A 14595-nucleotide genomic window follows, 5' to 3' on the forward strand; every position below is an offset into this window, starting at 1 on the left:
GATTTTTGCTCTGACTAAAAAAGGTTCTTCATCCCGCCTTCACTTCATTCCCTTATGATAGAATCCGAGGTGATTGCCATGAAAAAAATGACAGCGGCCGTATTGGCGGCCCTTCTTATGAGTCCCCTAGGGACATCTTTTTATGCTGCGTGTGAAGCGGCAAGTACGGACCTGCGTGTTTCCAGTGCCTCTTCACAGCCACTGCCGCCTAGTCCTCCGCCGGATGGAATGCCCCCGCAAGGAATGCCGCCGCAAGGGGGAATGGGCGGCTTCAATCCACCGCAAACGGTGATGCAGGGAACTGCGAAGGTGACCGTAACTAAGGCGCAAACCCTTACGGAAAAGACCTATACCTCCACAGGGAGCAATGAAAATGCCCTGCGCGTCAAAGGTGCCACAGTCACGCTAAAAAGCAGCAAAATCGAAAAATTGGGCGGCACTTCGTCTTCTACGGAAGGCGGCGACTTCTACGGCATGAATGCAGCTGTTTTGGCAACGGATGGGGCAGCGCTTACTGTGGAAGATACAGCCATTACGTCAAACGCACCCAATGGCAACGCCCTTTTTAGCTACGGCAAAGGTACGAAAGTATCGGCACAAAATGTCACCATCCATACGACAGGACGCAATTCCGGCGGTCTTCAGACAACAGGCGGAGCCAGCATGAAGGCCGTTGACGTAAAGGTCTTGACAGAGGGAGATTCCGCCGCGGCCATTCGTTCCGACCGAGGGGGCGGAACGGTCCGCGTTACTGGCGGCACGTTTGAGACCAAGGGACATGGATCCCCGGCCATCTACTCCACGGCAGATATTGCCGTAACAGGAGCGGCTTTGCGTGCGGCCCATTCTGAAGGGGCCGTTATTGAAGGCAAAAATAGTATTTCCCTTACGGACTGCAGTTTGGAAGGCGCCATGGATGAATCGCGCCTGATGGGCCCTAAAACAATCCAAGAAGAAAATACGCAGGGAATCATGATCTATCAATCCATGAGCGGCGATGCGGAAGAAGGCAAGAGTACTTTTTCCATGGTCGGGGGATCCCTTATGGTTCATAAAGGCGATGTCATTTATGTAACCAACACGAAATGCCGTATTTTCCTGGACCATGTGGACATTAAGCAGGAGGATGCCCAAAAAGCCCTTATCCGTGTCTCGGGTAACAGCGCCTCGAGGGGCTGGGGGAAAGCTGGTGTCAATGGAGGAGATGCTGTCATTACGACCAAGGACCAGACTCTTTCCGGCCGCATTGTGACCGATACCATTTCCAAACTGGACCTCACTTTGGGGGCGGGAAGCACTTTTACGGGTTCGACCCAAATTGAAGAAAATCGTGCGGCGTCAAAAGCGGACGGCACCCTTTCTGTGACCGTTGAAAAAGGCGCCGTGTGGGACCTGACAGAAGACTCCGTTGTGACGCAGCTTGTCAATCACGGCACCATCCATAAAAACGGCCATACCTTGACCGTTAAGAAATGAAAGTGATAGGGGATTGATGCAGACGCCTAAACCTGCAAGCAGGAAGGCTAAAGCTGCCTGTGATAACTAGCTGAAAGGCCCAACGCACGGCGCCAAACCATCCCTCTTCAAGAGAGGGCGCCGAATATATTTTTCGATAACACGGTTTTGCGGTCTGCCTGGCCAGCAGAGCTTGTGCCTACGGACAGCCTTGAATCATCGAAAAATGCCCCTTGCTCCTTCTCGTGTGTAGACGTCTTACCAAAATCGCTCCATGAAGGGGTTCAATTCATGAACCCTTTCATGGTCTCCCACCCTGGTAAGGAAGAACAGCATATGCCGTCTCTAAGGAAAAAGATAGAACCAGATAGAGCTAATAAGAAGAAATTGCTTCCTAATTTCATGCTGTAAAACATCTTTAGGTTAATTAAAAATAAAAATATTGCTGGTCCAACAAGAAGGTCTCAAACCGAATTCGTGTCTTGATTCGGTTTGAGGCTTTCTTTATATTTTTTTTCTTTAGGTTCGATGCACGTCTTACGGTCTTTTCCCCTCCGATTTTCAGCCTCCTAGCCTCCTAAGCCAGGCGAATCGTCTTAGCCAAGGGTCATCTTTCATTTCATATCGCCCGCTTTAGCCAAGCTGCCCTAGCAGCGCCTTAGTTAACCGCTTAGGCTCCATCACCCGACTTTTCGCCCAATTTACCCCATAAATTGTTTACAAATAAATCACACAATATGGTAGAATAAGGAAATCATGGAAGCTTGGAGGAACATGGCTGTGAGAAAAAGACGCAATCTTGATATGACGCACGGACCTCTGCTTGGGAAAATTCTTCTTTTCAGTGTGCCCGTCATGCTGACAAGCCTTCTGCAGGTTGCCTTTAACGCGGCCGATGTCATTGTGGTCGGTCAGTTTGCGGGCTATAGCAGCCTTGCTGCCGTTGGCAGTTCGACATCAACCATCTTTCTCTTCATCAACATGCTGGTTGGGATTTCCGTTGGCGTCAATGTCCTCATTGCCAACTATGTTGGCGCCGGAGATAAGGACCGGGAAATTTCCCATGCCCTTCATACGGCGATGACCGTTGCCCTTGTAGGCGGTCTTATCATGGGGAGCGTTGCCATCATCTTCATTCCTTACGTCTTGCACTGGATGAGTACACCGCCGGATGTCTATGATAAAGCGCTCCTTTATATGCGTATCTATTTTTCAGGAACCCTCTTTCTCATGGCCTATAACTATGGGACGGCAGCGCTGCGCGCCATTGGTGATACGGAGCGGCCGCTTTTCTTCCTCATCATTAGTGGCGTGACGAATGTGGTGCTGAACCTCATCTTCGTCATTTTCCTGAAGCTTGATGTGGCCGGTGTAGCTCTTGCGACCATCATTAGTGAGGCCCTCAGTGCCTTCTTGGTCCTTCGCTGCCTTAGCAAGGAAACAGGGCCCTGGCGTTTGACGTTCGGCGCCTTGCCATCCATCGCAACGCCCTTTATGACCTTTGCCGTATCGGTGTTCCTGCGGGCATCCAGGCCTGTCTTTTCAGTCTTTCCAACGTCGTCATCCAAGGCGCTATCAATACTTATGGCAGTCTGGTCGTAGCAGCTTGCGGCGCCGCGGCCAACATTGAAAACGTCATGTATATCCTCATGAATGCCTTCCATCAGGCGAGCATGACCTTTGTGGGACAAAACCTGGGCGCCGGTAAATGGGAGCGCGTGAAACGGGTTGTTACAATCTGTGTCAGCCTTGTGACCTGTGTAGGCATCATGGAGGCCATTGCCGCGCGGCTCTGGGCACCGGAAATGATTGGCCTTTTTAACAGCAACCCTGATGTCATCGCTTATGGTGTAGAACGGCTTTTGTGGGTGACCGCCCCTTATTTTGTTTTTGGCATTGCAGACGTCCTCGTTGGCAGTATCCGCGGCTTCGGGATTTCCGTTGCTCCCATGGTCGTGAACCTTTTTGCGACCTGCGTCTTCCGCCTGGGCTGGATTGCCTACCTCGGCGCCCCGAACTGCCCTGTTTCCCTTGTTTATTTGTCTTGGCCCATTTCCTGGGTTATCCTTCTTACCGTCCTTTCAAGCTACTGGTTCTACCTCTATCACAAGATGGGGCGCCTTCAAAGACGCAAAGGGGATGTGACCATGACCGTTGCCTGAGGATGCTTGTTGTTCAGAAAAATACAGATCCTAAAAAATATTGCCCTCCACATGAGAAAAGGAAATCCTATCTCGTGTGGATTTTTACTGATAAAATAGAACGGTTAAATGAAAATAAACTCAAGAAATTGGTGAAATGTGATAAGTTTTTCGAGATTAAGTAAAATTAATTACAATATAAATGAACTTGCAAATTGAAATTGTGAAGGATTTGTGAAGGCCTTTACGTGAACGAAAAGGAGCGTATAATGAAAAACATTCAAGAAAGGAATAATCAAAATCCGTTTCTTGAAGGGAAACTGATCTTCCCAGCTCATTTGAACCAATCTGAAAGGGAGGGATTCTTCATGATTAAAATGGCAGAAGAAAAGATGTTTCGTACCTGGGACCTCGTTATGGTCTTTCTAGCAACAGGTTCCTTTTCCTCAAAAAAATCTGGCATGACGGGTCCTGCCCGTCAGTGGAACGCACTCATTTCCTGAAATGAAGGCCGCTGCCTACGGGCGGCGGCCTTTGCCGCTGAAAAAAGAGTTCACAAAGCCATCAAGATAGGGTATAGTGAAAGGAGCATAAGTATATTTTACAAGGATGCCGCTTAGACGGCAAAAGGAGGCATGACAATGGACTGCAGTACCATGAAACCGACCGCTTTTCGTGAGCTTGTTCGTTCCGGCCGCTTTACAGGTCAGACTTCTGGCGTTTGCAATGGCTACGCTCAAGCAAACCTCGTCATTTTGCCCAAGGACCTGGCCTTTGATTTTCTCCTTTTTGCAACACGCAATCCCAAACCTTGCCCCATCCTTGATGTAACGGAAGTGGGAAACCCCGAGCCGCGCCTTGCCGCGCCCGGTGCCGACCTGCGCTATGACATTCCCAAATACCGCATCTATCGTCACGGCGAGATGGCAGAAGAAGTGGCCACCCTTGAACAATATTGGCGTGATGACCTTGTCGCCTTTCTTCTCGGCTGCAGCTTTTCCTTTGAAGGACCGCTCCTTGACGCGGGCCTTGAAGTACGCCACATCACGGAAGGGCACAACGTTCCCATGTATATTACGAACCGCGAATGCATCCCCGCCGGCGTCTTCCATGGACCAACTGTTGTTTCTATGCGCCCTATGAAGATGAAGGACGCCATCCGTGCCGTCCAGGTCACAAGCCGTATGCCCAACGTCCATGGCGCTCCCATTCATATGGGGGACCCTGCCGCCATCGGGATCAAGGACATCAATCATCCTGATTTTGGGGAACCAAGCACCATTGGTCCTGGGGAAATTCCTGTATTCTGGGCCTGCGGTGTAACGCCTCAAGCCGTCGCCATGGCCGTAAAACCTGAGTTTATGATTACGCATGCTCCTGGTCACATGTTCGTCACCGACCTTCTTAACTCAGAACTAAGCATTCTCTGATTACTTTGGATCCACGCCCCTTGCGGAGTGGGTCCTTTTCCTCAATTATCCAAAGGAGTTTTCTATGAATATCACCGTCTACTGTGGATCCCAGTTTGGTGCGGATCCCATTTACCAAGAAAAAGCCAAAGAACTGGGACACTGGATCGGCACAAATGGCCATACCCTCATCTATGGAGGTGGCAAGATTGGCCTTATGGGTGCCGTAGCGGACGCGGTGCTTGCCGAGGGAGGTCCCGTCATTGGGGTCATCCCGGAATTTTTGAAGACCCCGGATAAGGTCCATGACCGGCTCACAAAGCTTTATACGGTGAAAACCATGGAAGATCGCAAAAGACGGATGATCGACCTGGGCGAAGCCTTCATTGCCCTTCCCGGCGGGCCAGGAACCTTGGAAGAGATCTCTGAAATCATGAGCCTAAGACGCCTCAAAAAGTGCACCGCGCCCTGCCTCATCTACAATGTAAGCGGCTATTATGATCCTTTGGAATCCATGTGTCAGCGCATGGGCCGGCAGGAATTCATCGTTTCTGACTATGAAGAAATTGTGCTCTTTCCTCGCTGCCTCGACGAGATCCGTTATTATCTGGAGGAGGAAGAAGGATGAAGAAGATTATCGTAGCGTCTGACCTTCATGGTTCGGGTTTTTACACGAAAAAACTCATGGCAGCAGCCGCACTGGAAAAGGCGGAACGAATGCTTCTGTTGGGGGACCTGCTATACCATGGGGCCCGCAATGATCTTCCCAAAGGCTATGCCCCTAAGGAAGTCATTGCGCTACTTACGAACGCGCCTTGCCCCATATCGGCTGTACGGGGCAATTGCGACAGTGAAGTTGATCAAATGGTCCTTGCTTTCCCTATCATGGCGGATTATGCCCTCATGATGGTAGGGGAACGGACCTATTTTGTGACCCATGGCCATCATTATAATCTGAGTGCCTTGCCGCCCTTGGGCCCAGGTGATATCCTGCTCCATGGCCATACCCATGTGCCTAGTTGGACGCCCTTTGGGACAGATCACTGGGTTCTCAATCCTGGGTCCGTGACCTTACCCAAAGAGAATTCGCCCCATAGCTACCTCGTCATAAAGGGCAGCAAAGTCACGTGGAAAACCCTTGACGGGGAGATTTTTCATGAGATGGATCTTGCAAATTAATCCTTATAAAGGAAATTTACGAGAGGCATGAAAAACAGAAGCTGTGAAGAAATGAGTTTACCATTTCTTCACAGCTTCTGTTTATATTGACAAGAAGTATAATTTCGACAACACATTGGATGCTTGTGTCTTGCGGTCTTTTTGCCTTAGAACTCGACTCGTAGAATCAATCCGCCTTTGTCAAAGCGATGGACCGAAATTGGGGAATTTCCATAAACGGCTATGATTAATATTTCCCGGTTTTGGTGGTAGATGAGAAGCAACGTACCGTTTTCCTGAGAGCGCGGCTAGCGAGGCAGATTCGTCTGGATTCTGAGGGTGCTTTAAAGCGCTAGCGGAAAGTCGAAGAAAATGTGTAAGGGTGAATCTAATCGGTGCCCACAACAGTTGGGAGAAGGTTTGGCACCGGCCTTCGTGTTTGTTCCTTGCGGTCTTTATCCTTGTTGTTCACGAATTATTTAATGACGATACGGGTGCCTTTTATTCCGAAGATGGTTCCATATGGTTTACTAATGGCATTTAAACGTGCCAAAATGGATTCCTGTTCCTTTTTACTAGCAAGATGGGGGATTCCACGTTCCAGTGGATTCCTTCGTGTCATATCAAGATTGAGAGGAACTAGAGAAAACGTCATCTCGTTCGGCGTGATTTCAAAATCAATCAGAGCGTTTTGAGAGAATCGGCGTTCCGATCCAAACCCTATGAAATGACCCTCCTTATCCTTACTTCGGTTCCCATGCAAGGTGGAGGGAAGGGTCTCTGGACCATAACCATAGGATTCATACATTTCAGGACAAATGATGGATTCACCGGCTTCAAATTCCATAATGAGACTTCCAATGTTGTAGAAAATTGGTTTTCCTTTATATATTTCAACGCCTCTCATGAAATGCGCACCATGACCAACAAATGCTGCCGCTCCCGCATCAATGGACTTATGAGCATAATCGCGGATAAAAGCGGGCGGCTCATCTGAATACCAGTTTTCATTGACGCCCTCATGAGTGTGGAGGGAAGCTAGAACAAAATCGGAACGCTTTGCAGCATCTCGGATACGAGCCAGTAACGCTTCTTCGTCATAAGGGTTGGCATAGGTCCGAACATGAGGCGTTTCCCCTTTTTCGATGGTGAGACCCCCTTCAAAAAGTGATCCGAATAGGAATGTGTCAGCAGGAAAAGGTTTAAAGGTTTCAATCTTTGCCCCAACACGGTAACTTTCTGCTGTTCCAAGGAGTTCGTCAATTTTTCTCAGCTCATTATATTCCTTTTCTGGAAGGACGAAGGAACGTTTCCAACGTAAGGGTGCGCATCCTGGTCGGCCTTCAACTCCATTTCCGGGATTACTTGCCGCAAACACTTCGGAGCGTGTAGAAGAGGCAGCAACAATGGCGATACGGCCATCTTTGCCATCAAAAAAATGGGCCTTTCGAGCTTCATCGAGAGTTCTTCCAATACCAAGGGCTGTTAGCCCTTGGGCTTTTGCTGCATCTATCGTGTTCAGTATTCCCTCGACACCAAAGTCTCCTGTATGGTTATGAGCAAAATTTACATAGGAGATATGTAAATCGGAAAATTCCTGAAGTGTCTCCGGCGGGACGGATGTAATGTAACCTCGTCCTGCCGCTGGGTAGGAGGAACGTTTTGGTGTACAAAATTCGGCATTTGCAAATGCTACATCAGCATGATCAAATAATGAAATCAATTCTGGGTCTAGTCGGTTTCTAAGATTTCTACTTGAAAACAGCGCATCACCACAAACTAAAAAATGCATGGCAGCCTCCTTATTGTGCCAGAGAAATTGTTTCAAAAAACTGCTTAGTACGGAGTTCTTTCGGATGATCAAAGATTTCTTCCGGTGTTCCTTCTTCTATGACCATGCCGTCAGCCATGAAGACGACTTTATCGGAAATAGTTTTGACAAAATTCATTTCATGAGAAACGATAACCATGGTTTGGCCCTCTTCAGCCAAAGTTCGAATGACTTGAAGTACTTTACCAATCATCTCGATATCAAGGGCTGATGTCGGTTCATCAAAAAGCAGTACTTGGGGAGAAAGAGCAACGGCTCTAGCAATGGCGGCACGTTGTTTTTGCCCACCTGAAAGTTGGGCAGGATAGAATTTACAGCGTTCTTCCATATCGACTTTCCTCAAAAGTCGATGGGCAATTTCCGTTGCTTCTTCCTTTTTCATGTGTTTGACCTTTATAAGGCCAAACACAATATTTTCAAGAACTGTCATTTCACTGAAGAGATTGAATTGTTGAAAAACCATTCCTGTATGAAGGCGGAGGAAATCGATATCATTGTTGGACATATGGGCTGCATCAAACCGATGCCCATCAAAGAGATAGGTGCCGGAATCCGGGTGCTCTAAATAGTTGATACAGCGAAGGAGTGTGGATTTACCGGCACCTGATGGACCAATAATCGAGACAACCTGACTTTTGGCCACGGATAGATAAACGTTTTGTAAGATGTGATTTGTGCCGAAATATTTGTTAATGTTCTGCAGGGAAAGCAATGTGTCATTTTCCATAATGATTCTTTACTCCTTTACCAAGGCTTCTTGCGTTTTGACTTTATTTGAACGAATTGCATTGTCACTACGTTTAAGTCGACGTTCCAGATAGGCAAAAATTCGTTCTGAGATAAGGGATAGAACCCAATAAATGAGGGAGAGCGCAATGTACATTTCAAAGAATCTTAGGTTTCTCCCAGAAATCAATCGGCTAGCGGCTGTCATTTCCACGACAGAGCAGACAAAAGCCAGTGATGTTCCTTTTAGGAGTCCAATGAAAATGTTTCCTAAAGAAGGAATAGCAATCTTTAGTGTTTCGGGAAGAATGATATAGTGAAAAAGTTGCGCTTTGGTGAGACCAATGGAATAACCGGCTTCAATCTGCCCTTTATCAATGGCTTCTAATGCCGCACGGATAGTTTCACTGGCATAGGCGGCTTCATTAAGTGAAAAGGCAACAATGACAAAAATCATTCCCGACAGGGAGTTGATGGAATATTGGGTCTCAAAATAACGGTTAGCGTATTCCAGCGCAATGGGCACGCCGTAAAAGGAAATGTAGAGTTGGACCAGAAGTGGTGTTCCTCTCATATAGGAAACATATATTGTGGCCAAGCGACGAAGGATTGGAACGCGGTACGTCTTGATTAGGGCAATGGCAAAGCCGAGAATCAGGGCGAAGCATGCGGATACCATTACAATTTCCATTGTAATAGGAAGGTATGGCAGTAATTGGGGAATCCCGTCAATGACGACCTGAGGGTCAAATAGTTTCGGCATGATGGTACAGTCCTTTCTGGTACTGAATTATTTTTGGTGGGCTTTATCGTAGTTTGCTTTGTTGGAGTAGTCATTCCCCAAGGTTTCCTTGGATAGTTTGCTCAGCGTATTGTCATCCAGCATGGATTGAATGGCCTTGTCAAAGTCTGCGGCTATCTTGCGACCTTCTTCTGTCTTGGGGAAAATGAACCATTTGTATGGATCTGCCAATTTACTGACTTTATCCATTTCATCCTGAGGAAGGGAGACGTAATCGTATTGGTAGCCAAATTCTTCTGTATAGAGTTTCAAACGTGATTCCATCCCTTTTAAGAGGTTCATGCCATCTCCCATATTGAGCCGCCGGAAATAGGACCCCCAGTCTTCGTCAGAATAGTGGAGAATGATGGGATTGTTGGGGAACATCCTATTGTAGGCCTCGACAAATTGCTGCCACGATTCTCCTTTCGGATTGGTGTAGGTTTCAAGACCTCCCAAGTCTTCTAATTTTTTGATGGGATGAGTCTTCAGAACGCCCTTGGTAACAAAAAAACCTGCCGGTTCATAGTAGTGGGGAACTGAAGTAAATGTATATTTTTCAGCTCTCTGAGCCGTTTTATTGAGGCTCCCAAAACCAATTTGATAGCGTTCAGAATCGATACCTGCAAAAACACTGGCAAATTCCGTTTTATCAAATTTAAGTTCGTAGCCTGCCCGTTTGGCAGCTTCTTTTAGGACAGCGACTTCATACCCCGTTAGCTGTCCATCTTTTCCTATATAGGAAACTGGACGAACCATCCCCTCTGTTGCTGCAACGAGCGTTTTTTTCGGAGCGGAACCTTCTTTTGTTCCGCAGCCTGCCGCTAGGACAGCAACAACCAATAATGAACCTAGAATCCAGGACTTCAAATTCATTTATAATTCCTCCCTAATTGATAGACTTCATCTTAGATGAGCTTTATCATAGTTTTCTTTGCTGGAATAATCATTTCCTAAAAACTGCTTGGAAAGTTTGCTGAGCGTACCATCCTTTTGTAGGGCTTCAATGGCTTTGTCAAAGTCTGCCGCCATTTTGGCACCTTTTTTTGTCTTGGGGAATACAAAATAAGTGTTAGGATTGGTCAACTTTCCAACTTTATCCATTTCCGTTTGGGGTAGAACTACAAAATCAAATTGGTAGCCATACTCCTGCGTTAAGAGGTAAAGACGCGTTTCATTTGTCTTTAGGACATCGATACCATCATCTTGATTCAGTCTCCTATAATAAGCAGCCCATCCTTCGTCAGAGTAGGTGACTTTGATGGGGGAATCAGGATGCAGTTTGTTGAATGCTTCCACATACTGCTGCCAAGCATTTCCTTTGGTTGGGTTAAGATACGTGCGTAGCCCACCGAGATCTTCAACTTTTTTCACGGGATGTTTTGCAAGGAATCCTCTGGGGAAAGCAAATACGGCTGGTTCATAATAATGGGTGACTTTAGTAAAATTATATTTTTCTTCGCGAATTGGCGTTTTTGAAATACTGCCAAATCCGATTTGATATCTTCCTGAATCAATTCCGGCAAAGATGCTAGCAAATTCAGTTGTTTGGAACTGAATATTATAACCAGCTTTCTTAGCAGCTTCCCGCAGAACTTCAACTTCGTAGCCTGTCAGCTTATTATTCTTATCCATGTAAGCAATTCCTTTCATGGAACCTTCCGTTGCTGCAACAATGGTCTTTTTTTGAGTTGGGGAGGTAGTATTGTCAGAACTTCCGCATCCTCCAAGGAGTAAGACAACTGTCATCAAAAAAAACAGCCAGCTTTTTGTCATTTTATTCATCGTGGCGACCTCCTCATCGTAATAAAAGCCCTCATCCCATTTTTTTGTATGGGACGAAGGCTCGTGGTTCCACCCATGATTTACCCCCTATATCGCTATAGGAAATCTTAGCAGGTACAAAGATCTGCATGCGTGATAACAGACGCTGCTGGTGCCGCCTACTCAAGATGTTCGGGGCACAGGCTCCAAAAGGCACTTCCATTGCTGAGACTGCATCCGCTTTCACCATTCGGACTCTCTGTTTCAGTCGTAAAGCAATGTACTCTCTTTCTTCATGGTCTTATTGGGATATTGAATTCATGTGAAATATGTTATTCATAAATTCCTAGTAAGTCAATAAAAATTAGAGAAAAATTATCTATTATTTAGTGGCTGCATAAAAATGTAATATATAATACAGATAAAGTCTTTTAATATGACTAGAAAACAGATTGGAAATCATACTATTATGATGACAAAAGGTGTAAAAAAACGGTGGCTGGAAGAAATTTATAATTATTAAGTTATGAGATACAGTTCTCTAACCAACAAAGGAAAAAGGATGTTTTTTGCTTTCTCAGGAATAACGGGTTTTTCTTTTTGTCACACATTGTCCAATTCTTTTGGGTACAATAGAGAAAACATATCTGCCAGGAAGCAGGAGGACAAAATATGATCAAGAAACAGTTTATTGCAGGTGTTCTTGCCGCATCCCTTTTTGGCTTTGGCGGTGGGGTGATGACGGCTCAGGCTTTTGATTTTGGATCCGTTCTGAAACTCGGCGGTATCAGCTACCTCGTCAATCAGTTTGGCGGAGAAATCAATACCTTCATTAACAAGATTTTTTCCCAAAATGAAGTCAGTACGGACTATGCAACAAAGGTCGTGCCCATCCTCAGTATGGGGACGGGCGGCTACATCGGTGCTGTCCAGGTCGTGGGGCCAAAAGCCCAAGTGGATAAGGTAAAAGCCGTGGGCCAGCTTGAATTCAAATTCAGTAAGATTGCCCGTATCAAAGGCCTCATCCCCATTGACAACATCAATATTACAAACGTGAATCGCGTCGAAGGCGTCGGCGTCTCCGCTGTTATCGATTTTAAGCTGTAAGAGAAAAAGAAAAAGGCCGCACAGAAATGATGGAATCATTTCTGTGCGGCCTTTTTCTGTGATGATGGGGGATGGGCTAACTCGTCACTGGCCTCTCTTTTTTCTGCAGGGACAAGAAACGTACCCCCGACAACACGATGGTCGCGCAGCAGCAATCCGTCCCTTTGCCGGGGCGGGGGACCATCAAGCGGGTGGGAAGGGGGTGCCCCGACATTACAATATGAGCGGGAGCAAGGAGCATTTTTCGATGGTTCAAGGCTCTCTGTAGGCAGACCATTTACCATATCAGGCAGACCGCAGAACCGTGTTATTGAAAAATCAATTCGGCCTCCGGTTCCGAAGGGTGGTTTGGGTCCGCACCCTTAGAGATTGTCTCTTGCGGTCTTTTGGAATCATAACATCAATCGGTGTATTTGGGCCGCCCGATTAAGAGCATATTAAATAAAAGGGTAGCCCGATTTTTGGACTGACCTTTTATTTAATTTTCCAGTGCCTTCTTTAATCTCCCAAAGGCCTCCTCAATCACAGCCCTCGGTGCCGCCATATTGAAGCGCTCGAATTGGGCGGTTTCCGGCCCGAAGATCTTTCCCGAGTCAAGCCAGAGTTTGGCTTTATCCGTAACGGCTTCTTCCAAGCCTTCATCCGAAAGACCATATCCGGAAAAGTCAATCCATACCAGATAGGTGCCTTCGGGATCGGTCATGACTGCTTGAGGAAGGTTCTTCTTGACAAAGTCCCTCGTCCAGTCGATATTGCCCTTGATGTAGGCTACAAGTTCCTTTACCCAGGCGTCCCCTTTGGTGTAGCAGCTTTTTACGGCAATCTGCCCCATGATGCTGCCCTGACTGTAGCCAGACGCGGCATTGGCCCGGCGATACGCTTGGCGGAGTGTTTCATCAGGGATGATGATATTTCCCGGTTGGAAGCCTGCAACGTTGAATGTTTTGCTGGGCGATGTAAAGACAGCGAGGTTCCTGCGATATTTTTCATCAAGGGTCAGGAAACTTGTGAAGTGATGGGGCGCATAGACAAAATCGCAGTGGATCTCGTCGCAGAGGATGATGACATGGTGGGTAAGGCAAAGGTCTCCTAGGCGTTCCAGCTCTTTTCGTGACCAGACGCGTCCCACAGGATTATGGGGACTGCAAAGGAGCAGGGCTTTCACGTTGTGGGCGATCATCTTTTTTTCTACATCGTCAAAGTCAATCGTATAGCGGCCTCCTTCATTACGAAGCTGGCTATTGACAAAGACGCGGCCATTATCTTCAATGACTTCACGAAAAGGGTAGTAGACCGGCTGCTGAATCAAAATCGCGTCATTTGGGCGTGTAAAGGCCTTGATGGCTGTAGCAAGACCATAGACGACGCCGCAGCCCACTGTCACCCATTCAGGTTTGATGTGGTACCCGTGGTGGCGGGAAAACCAGCCATCCAAGGCTTCGTAGTAGTCCGCGTCAGGGTCGGTATAACCAAAGATTCCGTGATCGATACGGGCGTGAAAATCAGCGAGGATATCCTTTGGGAGAGCAAAATCCATATCAGCAACCCACATGGGAAGAAGGTCCGTACGGCCTTTTCGGGCAAGACCAAAATCATATTTGAGGCAGCTTGTTCCGTGTCGGTTCACCAATTCGTCAAAGGGGCTGTTGGGAGCCATTGTGCATCCTTCTTTCCTACTAATTATGTGTGATACATCCTATCATATCGGGGAACACTTTTTCTGTCAATGAATCGCAGGCAGCTTTACTTTTTTAGCTAAGAATAACTTTTTGCTGAAATGTGATATTAAATATCGCAAAAGATTAAATAAATAGCGATAAACAAACTAATATAATATAAAATATAAATATAATTTAAAATAAAATTTAACCGTGATTAATCTAAAATTATCCGTAATATTTACAAAATCATAAAGTTAATATATACTATCAATTAAATAAAGGCCTTTTTTGAGAAAAAGAACCGATAGCCATTTAAAATTATCAATAAAAAACAATGGCTTGTTCGTGAGAATGCCGCTTTGGAGAGCGGTATAAAAAACATACTCCGGATGGGGGAAGGGCTTTACCATGAAGCACTGGGGAAAAGGGTTACCCATACTTACCTTTTATCACCACGGCCATATGAATGGAATTTCAGGACCAAATAATCCAGGGACTATCATCCATACGGTCTTTTGTGCTGTAAATCGTGAAGCGGTTTTTATTTCTGCCGATGGGACCA

General features: G+C 46.5%; 14 protein-coding genes. 8 read left to right on the plus strand and 6 right to left on the minus strand.

The genetic code is table 11. The annotated features are described in order from the left end of the window. Positions 1 to 78 precede the first annotated feature (78 nt). From HMPREF1246_RS01130 to yfcE, 7 genes are all read left to right on the plus strand, one after another. Positions 79 to 1476, plus strand: a complete 1398-nt coding sequence (locus tag HMPREF1246_RS01130) for a hypothetical protein (RefSeq protein ID WP_035224098.1) — start codon at positions 79 to 81, stop codon at positions 1474 to 1476. A gap of 759 nt (positions 1477 to 2235) precedes the next feature. Continuing rightward, positions 2236 to 3057, plus strand: coding sequence for an MATE family efflux transporter (locus HMPREF1246_RS10685; RefSeq protein ID WP_231368193.1), 822 nt, complete (start codon positions 2236 to 2238; stop codon positions 3055 to 3057). Beyond that, a complete protein-coding gene (locus tag HMPREF1246_RS10690) occupies positions 3030 to 3617 on the plus strand; it encodes an MATE family efflux transporter (protein ID WP_231368199.1) in 588 nt (195 codons plus the stop codon). Before HMPREF1246_RS10685 ends, HMPREF1246_RS10690 begins: the two co-directional genes overlap by 28 nt. Before the next feature lie 347 nt (positions 3618 to 3964). Beyond that, positions 3965 to 4099 (plus strand): hypothetical protein, encoded by a 135-nt coding sequence (locus HMPREF1246_RS10945; protein WP_021736494.1) that lies wholly within the window; start codon positions 3965 to 3967, stop codon positions 4097 to 4099. Positions 4100 to 4237: 138 nt separating this feature from the next. Then, entirely contained in the window at positions 4238 to 5026 is a 789-nt protein-coding gene (locus tag HMPREF1246_RS01145; protein WP_016459460.1) for a putative hydro-lyase, read from the plus strand. A gap of 64 nt (positions 5027 to 5090) precedes the next feature. Further along, positions 5091 to 5633: a TIGR00730 family Rossman fold protein gene (locus HMPREF1246_RS01150; RefSeq protein ID WP_009015210.1), complete on the plus strand. Its 543-nt coding sequence runs from the start codon at positions 5091 to 5093 to the stop codon at positions 5631 to 5633. After that, positions 5630 to 6184, plus strand: a complete 555-nt coding sequence (yfcE, locus tag HMPREF1246_RS01155) for a phosphodiesterase (protein WP_021736513.1) — start codon at positions 5630 to 5632, stop codon at positions 6182 to 6184. Before HMPREF1246_RS01150 ends, yfcE begins: the two co-directional genes overlap by 4 nt. 454 nt (positions 6185 to 6638) lie before the next feature. On the opposite strand, the gene HMPREF1246_RS01160 is transcribed toward yfcE, so the two are convergent. Genes HMPREF1246_RS01160 through HMPREF1246_RS01180 form a run of 5 tightly spaced genes read right to left on the minus strand, consistent with a single transcriptional unit; the run spans position 6639 to position 11286 of the window. Next, entirely contained in the window at positions 6639 to 7955 is a 1317-nt protein-coding gene (locus HMPREF1246_RS01160; RefSeq protein WP_021736480.1) for a CapA family protein, read from the minus strand. Positions 7956 to 7965: 10 nt separating this feature from the next. Further along, a complete protein-coding gene (locus HMPREF1246_RS01165; RefSeq protein WP_035224110.1) occupies positions 7966 to 8706 on the minus strand; it encodes an amino acid ABC transporter ATP-binding protein in 741 nt (246 codons plus the stop codon). Between the two features lie 24 nt (positions 8707 to 8730). Then, entirely contained in the window at positions 8731 to 9483 is a 753-nt protein-coding gene (locus HMPREF1246_RS01170) for an amino acid ABC transporter permease (protein WP_021736487.1), read from the minus strand. A gap of 27 nt (positions 9484 to 9510) precedes the next feature. Then, the gene (locus HMPREF1246_RS01175) at positions 9511 to 10377 is read right to left on the minus strand and encodes a transporter substrate-binding domain-containing protein (RefSeq protein ID WP_021736485.1); all 867 of its coding nucleotides are present in this window, start codon (positions 10375 to 10377) and stop codon (positions 9511 to 9513) included. 27 nt (positions 10378 to 10404) lie between these two features. Beyond that, positions 10405 to 11286 (minus strand): transporter substrate-binding domain-containing protein, encoded by an 882-nt coding sequence (locus HMPREF1246_RS01180; protein WP_021736512.1) that lies wholly within the window; start codon positions 11284 to 11286, stop codon positions 10405 to 10407. A 651-nt stretch (positions 11287 to 11937) separates the two neighbouring features. Here HMPREF1246_RS01180 and HMPREF1246_RS01185 point away from each other — a divergent pair. After that, entirely contained in the window at positions 11938 to 12372 is a 435-nt protein-coding gene (locus HMPREF1246_RS01185; RefSeq protein ID WP_009015201.1) for a hypothetical protein, read from the plus strand. Between the two features lie 478 nt (positions 12373 to 12850). Here the strand turns inward: HMPREF1246_RS01185 and HMPREF1246_RS01190 are convergent, their stop codons facing one another. Beyond that, positions 12851 to 14029 (minus strand): MalY/PatB family protein, encoded by a 1179-nt coding sequence (locus HMPREF1246_RS01190; protein WP_009015200.1) that lies wholly within the window; start codon positions 14027 to 14029, stop codon positions 12851 to 12853. Positions 14030 to 14595: the final 566 nt, after the last annotated feature.

The organism is Acidaminococcus sp. BV3L6, from assembly GCF_000468835.1.
GTDB lineage: Bacteria > Bacillota > Negativicutes > Acidaminococcales > Acidaminococcaceae > Acidaminococcus > Acidaminococcus intestini.

Excerpts from the sequence above, each read along its gene's own strand:
- HMPREF1246_RS01130 (WP_035224098.1), top strand. The coding sequence starts at position 79 with ATGAAAAAAATGACAGCGGCCGTATTGGCGGCCCTTCTTATGAGTCCC.
- HMPREF1246_RS10945 (WP_021736494.1), top strand. The coding sequence starts at position 3,965 with ATGATTAAAATGGCAGAAGAAAAGATGTTTCGTACCTGGGACCTCGTT.
- HMPREF1246_RS01145 (WP_016459460.1), top strand. The coding sequence starts at position 4,238 with ATGGACTGCAGTACCATGAAACCGACCGCTTTTCGTGAGCTTGTTCGT.
- HMPREF1246_RS01150 (WP_009015210.1), top strand. The coding sequence starts at position 5,091 with ATGAATATCACCGTCTACTGTGGATCCCAGTTTGGTGCGGATCCCATT.
- yfcE (WP_021736513.1), top strand. The coding sequence starts at position 5,630 with ATGAAGAAGATTATCGTAGCGTCTGACCTTCATGGTTCGGGTTTTTAC.
- HMPREF1246_RS01160 (WP_021736480.1), bottom strand. The coding sequence starts at position 7,955 with ATGCATTTTTTAGTTTGTGGTGATGCGCTGTTTTCAAGTAGAAATCTT.
- HMPREF1246_RS01170 (WP_021736487.1), bottom strand. The coding sequence starts at position 9,483 with ATGCCGAAACTATTTGACCCTCAGGTCGTCATTGACGGGATTCCCCAA.
- HMPREF1246_RS01175 (WP_021736485.1), bottom strand. The coding sequence starts at position 10,377 with ATGAATTTGAAGTCCTGGATTCTAGGTTCATTATTGGTTGTTGCTGTC.
- HMPREF1246_RS01180 (WP_021736512.1), bottom strand. The coding sequence starts at position 11,286 with ATGAATAAAATGACAAAAAGCTGGCTGTTTTTTTTGATGACAGTTGTC.
- HMPREF1246_RS01185 (WP_009015201.1), top strand. The coding sequence starts at position 11,938 with ATGATCAAGAAACAGTTTATTGCAGGTGTTCTTGCCGCATCCCTTTTT.
- HMPREF1246_RS01190 (WP_009015200.1), bottom strand. The coding sequence starts at position 14,029 with ATGGCTCCCAACAGCCCCTTTGACGAATTGGTGAACCGACACGGAACA.